5 protein-coding genes are annotated in these 5,245 nt (G+C 64.5%); all 5 read left to right on the top strand.

Annotated elements, in window-relative coordinates:
- Positions 1 to 240: 240 nt before the first annotated feature.
- Positions 241 to 660 (top strand): cytochrome c family protein, encoded by a 420-nt coding sequence (locus tag ACV4UX_RS04155; RefSeq protein WP_491592088.1) that lies wholly within the window; start codon positions 241 to 243, stop codon positions 658 to 660.
- Between the two features lie 11 nt (positions 661 to 671).
- The gene (locus ACV4UX_RS04150) at positions 672 to 2,711 is read left to right on the top strand and encodes a methyl-accepting chemotaxis protein (RefSeq protein WP_491592065.1); all 2,040 of its coding nucleotides are present in this window, start codon (positions 672 to 674) and stop codon (positions 2,709 to 2,711) included.
- A 221-nt stretch (positions 2,712 to 2,932) separates the two neighbouring features.
- On the top strand, positions 2,933 to 3,094 hold the full coding sequence (gene rd, locus ACV4UX_RS04145; protein ID WP_173080464.1) for a rubredoxin: 162 nt from the start codon (positions 2,933 to 2,935) through the stop codon (positions 3,092 to 3,094).
- Between the two features lie 59 nt (positions 3,095 to 3,153).
- Positions 3,154 to 4,359, top strand: a complete 1,206-nt coding sequence (locus ACV4UX_RS04140; protein WP_491592064.1) for an FprA family A-type flavoprotein — start codon at positions 3,154 to 3,156, stop codon at positions 4,357 to 4,359.
- 158 nt (positions 4,360 to 4,517) lie between these two features.
- On the top strand, positions 4,518 to 5,245 hold a 728-nt coding region (locus tag ACV4UX_RS04135), incomplete at its 3' end, for an acyltransferase family protein (RefSeq protein ID WP_491592063.1).

The following is a 5,245-nucleotide window of genomic DNA, read 5'->3' as shown; positions in this document are numbered from 1 at the left end:
GTTTGCCGGAGCCGCGTACGGGCGGCAAAGCCGCCCTGCTCCTCCCCCGTCCATCCGGACGGAACATTGAATCCAAAATTTGATATCCTATCAAAACACTTCCCTTGGTGCAATTTTTTTCCGTTGCATCATCAGCCTGATTTCCGTAATGCTCCTTGGAATTCTTCAAGAACTGCTTCCAAAACACGTGGGGGGGCGCTCATGAGGCTGGCTGGCATTCTGTTGGCTGTGACGTTTCTCATGATCGCCGTGCCGCAGGGCAGAACGGCGAAGCAATCCACCTACGTTGGCTCGAAAGCCTGCGAAGAGTGCCACTCCAAGGAATTTGCTTCGTTCAGCAAGTTCGCCAAGAAGGCCCACTCCTTCCAGTCCGTCCAGATCATGGCCTCCAAGCTCGAACCCGCCGAGCTCAAGGAATGCTACGCCTGCCACACCACCGGCTACGGCCAGCCCGGAGGCTTCGAGAGCTTCGAGAAAACCCCCCACCTGGCCGACGCGGGCTGCGAAGTCTGCCACGGCCCGGGGTCGGAACATGTCCAGTCCGGCGACAAGACCCTCATCAAAGCAAAGCCCAACGTGGAGGAATGCCAGACCTGCCACAACCAGCAGCGCGTCAAGTCCTTCGGTTTCAAGCCCATGCTCTACGGCGGAGCGCACTAGGAGGGTCGCCCATGCATCTTTTCTACCAGTCGTTGGGCGTGAGGGTGGTCCTGCTCATCACGGCCGTCTCGGTGCTCGTCTTCTCCGGGCTCTTCGCGGCCAACGCCACATGGCAGGCCCGCTCCACCATGCAGCTCGTCACCTCGGGGTCCGGGCGCACGGCGGACCTGATCCTCCTGGCCGTGGAGGAGCCCATGCGCCTGGGCAAGAACCAGGAGACCGCCCGCGTGTTCGAGAAGGTGGCCGGGCGCGACAAGGCCTCGCGCATCTACCTGACCAACTTCCGGGGCAACGTCACCTACGCCACCGACCCCGCCGCCGTGCGCAAGGATCTGGCCCAGACCCTGCCCGCCCCGGACATCCAGACCCTGGCCGCCGCGAGCCTGGCCGGGCAGGAAGGCTCCGGCCGCACCGCCCTGGACGGCCGGGAGTTCCTGGCCATGACCAAGCCCATCCGCAACGAAAACGAATGCCACCACTGCCACGGGGCGTCCAAGCCCGTGCTGGGCGTCATCGTGGTGCTCCAGGACATCACCCCCGTGCTGGCCCAGACGGGGCATGACCAGTTCATGGGTGGGGCCATTTCCCTGGCGGGCATGGTGCTCCTGCTGGCGCTGGTCACGTGGTTCATGCGCCGCGCAGTGCTCGGGCGGGTCAAGACCATCGCGGCCAACGCCTCCCTGGTGCGCCAGGGACGCCACGACGTGGACTTCACCATGAAAGGACAGGACGAACTGGCCGGCCTGGCCTCGGACCTGGCCGCCATGGTCTCCACCATCCAGGACCAGCTGGCCTACAACCGGAGCGTGCTGGCGGGCATCAACATCCCGCTCTTCGTCACCAACCAGGACCTGGAGTTCTGCTTCGTCAACGACCAGCTGGCGCGCATCCTGGGCAGCAAGGATTCGGCCCTGCTGTGCCGCCACGCCGACATCTCGCTCTCCGAGGGCGGCGCGCCCGTCACCGTCTCGCGCGACGTGTTCGTCTCGGGCCAGGCCGCCAGCGGCAAGCTCCTCTACGAGAACGCCCAGGGCGTCGTGTTTCCCCTGCATTACGAAGTGTCGCCGCTCAAGGGCGCGGACGGCAAAACCCTGGGCGTCATCGGCGTGTTCATGGACCTCACCGAAGAGGAAGACGCCAAGCTCGCCATGGAAGAGCAGCGCATGCAGCTCATGGACGTAGCCCAGCAGGTGATGGACGTTTCCGCCAAACTCTCGGCCTCGGCCCTGGAACTGTCCGGGCAGATGGAAGGGCTGACCAAGAGCGTGGAGCAGACCGCCGCCGAAACCTCCGGCCTCACCACGGCCATGGATCAGATGAACGAAACCGTGCTCGACGTGGCCAAGGTCGCCAGCGACACCGCAGGAGCTTCGGAAAAGGCCAACCAGGTGGCCCGCGACGGCGGCGTGGAGGTGCGGCGCACCGCCGAGGAAACCCGCCAGGTGGCGCTGCGCGCCGAAGAACTGGCCCGCTCCCTGGACGATCTCAACGACCGCGCCCTGAACATCGGCAAGGTGATGAACGTTGTGGGCGACATCGCCGACCAGACGAACCTCCTGGCCCTCAACGCCGCCATCGAGGCAGCCCGGGCCGGGGACGCCGGGCGCGGTTTCGCCGTAGTGGCCGACGAGGTGCGCAAGCTCGCCGAAAAGACCATGCACGCCACGCGCGAAGTGGCCGACGCGGTGCGCGAAATCCAGGACGGCACCCGCCTGGCCGCCGAAGGCATGGACGGCACCCGCCAGGCCATGGAGCACGCTGCGGGCACTGCGGGCAGCACCGGGGAGGTCTTCCTGACCATCGTGGACCACTCCAACCGCATCGGGGACATGATACGGGCCATCGCCGCCTCCGCCGACGAACAGTCCAGCACCAGCGAGGCCATCAACGGCAACGTGGGGCACATCAACGCCCTTTCCCAGGACATCTTCGCGCGCATCCGCGACGCCCACCAGCGCATCGCGGAAGTGCGCGACATGTCCGCGCACCTGGCGGAACTGGCCTCGCGCTTCTCAGGCGGGAACTCCCGTGGCGCAGCACTTCCCACTTGACATCCCCCCCGGCTGGGGCAGATAGATTTCGTGCGCGCCCCGAGGCATTCCCAACGGGCCGCGATTCGGCTATGGTTCCGAACGCCTGGGACATGTCTCCCAGGCGATTTGACCGGACGATCTGTCCTCTTTGCCGCTCAGGCAAGGTCCGTCCCAGGGCGCGACCGGCGCTGAGGGCCAAAAGACGGCCACATTCGTCCGCCATCTTTCCAGGAGGCATCATGGACAAGTACGTCTGCAACGTCTGCGGCTACGTGTACGACCCCGAGGAAGGCGATCCGGAAAACGGCGTGTCCCCCGGCACCTCCTTCGACAAGATCCCCGACGACTGGGCCTGCCCCGTCTGCGGTGCTCCCAAGAGCGAATTCGCCAAGGAAGAATAACCCACTTTCCCACGCCCGCCGCCGCCCGGCGGCGGGCTCCCTTTCCCCGAGGTATCCGCATGAAACCCGTCGCCATCAAGCCTGGCGTCCACTGGGTGGGCGCGGTGGACTGGGATCGCCGCAATTTCCACGGCTATTCCCGCTCCCCCATGGGCACCACCTACAACGCCTTCCTCATCGAGGACGAGAAGAACACCCTCGTCGACACCGTGGAAGACCGCTTCGCGCACAAACTCCTGTGCAACGTGGCCCACATCATGGAGCCCGCCAAGGTGGACTACATCGTGGTCAACCATGTGGAGCCCGACCACTCCGGCGCGCTGCCCGAACTGGTCAAGTCCTGCAATCCCGAAAAGGTCTTCTGCTCCCCCATGGGCGAGAAGGCCATCAAGGAATACTACGGCGCGCAGGACTGGCCCATCCAGGTGGTCAAATCCGGCGAGAGCCTCTCCATCGGCAAGCGCACCCTCCACTTCCTGGAGACGCGCATGCTCCATTGGCCCGATTCCATGATGACCTACGTGGCCCCGGACAAGCTCCTCGTCTCCTCCGACGGCTTCGGCCAGAACATCGCCAGCTCGGAGCGCTTCACCGACGAGATCGACCAGCGCGACCTCGAAGTCCAGCTGGCGCGCTACTACGCCAACATCGTGCTGCCCTTCTCCTCCGTGACCCTGAAAATCCTCGACCAGGTGGCCAAGAGCGGCTGGGACATCGACATGATCGCCCCCGACCACGGCCTGATCTGGCGCGGCGAGGGCGTGGGGCACGCCGTGGAGGCCTACCGCCGCTACGCCCTGCAGAAGCCCGCCAACCGCGCCGTGATCTTCTACGACACCATGTGGCGCTCCACCGAGAAGATGGCCCACGCCATCGCCTCGGGGCTGGCCGACGCGGGCACTCCGGTGAAGGTGATGTCGCTCAAGAGCGACCACCACTCCGACGTTATGGCCGAAGTCTTCGCCAGCGGCGCGGTGATCGCCGGGTCGGCCACGCACAACAACGGCGTGCTGCCCCTGGTTTCGGCCATGCTCACCTACATGAAGGGCCTCAAGCCCCAGAACAAGATCGGAGCGGCCTTCGGCTCCTACGGCTGGAGCGGCGAGGCCCTCAAGGACATGACCGAGTTCATGGCCGGCATGCACTTCGAGATGGTCGAGGGCGTGCGCGCCAAGAACCGTCCCGGGCACGACCAGCTGAAAGCCTGCGTGGACCTGGGCCGCCGCGTGGCCCAGGCGCTCCAGGCCAAGGTGGCCTCCGCCTAGCCTGTCCCGCCTCCGTCGATTCCGTCAGCCCGGCGGCCCTCCCGGTGAGAGGCCGCCGGGCGTTTTACCTCCGCGTTGACCAGACGCCCCTTTTTGGATACCCCTTGCCCGGCGTCGTTCCCCGGCAGTGAATCCAAGAGGGCACAAAACCGACATCCATGACCTATACGCTCATCCAGGCGCTGCGCGGCGTGCTCTGCATCTGCGTGGTGCTCATCCACATCAAGATCTACCTCACCAAGCAGGGGGGCGACCTTTCCCTCTTCTGGCACATCCCCGACCTGTTCGGCGGCATCCCCTGCGGTTTTTTCGCCATCTCGGGCTACTTCATGGCCTTCCTCGTGGACCGCAATTCGCCCCATTTCCTCGTGCACAGGCTTTTGCGCGTGTACCCCATGTACTTCATCGCCGTCGCCATCGCCTACGTCCTGCGCTTCTGCACCAGCAGCCATCTCGACACAGACGATCTTTTCTACGTACTCTCCCTGCTGCCCTTCGGCATGGGCAAGAGCTACAAGCTGGGCATCGAGTGGACCCTTGTCTACGAAATATGGTACTATTTCATCTGCGCGGTGTTCTGCAACCAGCGCCTCAAGAGCTATTTTCCGACTTTCCTCATCGTCTGGCTTTTCGGCGTGATGATCACCGACATCTACTTTTTCCGCATCCCGCAGCCCGTTCCCACCATACGCACCGTTTGGTTCGCCATCTGGAACTATTCGTTCATCATGGGCGCGCTCACCTACTACTATCTCCAGCGCAAATACGAGCCCACCACCATGATCTGGGCCGCCTATGTGGCCCTGGGCTCCACGGCCGCCTTCTCCTACCTGCACGGCCGGGCCTATTCCGTGCTCTACTGGCTGGGCATCCTGGCCTGCCTGCT

The sequence above is a fragment of the Fundidesulfovibrio sp. genome, assembly GCF_058402725.1.
Note: the sequence above shows the minus strand (reverse complement) of the source record. Positions and strands in the feature narration are given on the sequence as shown.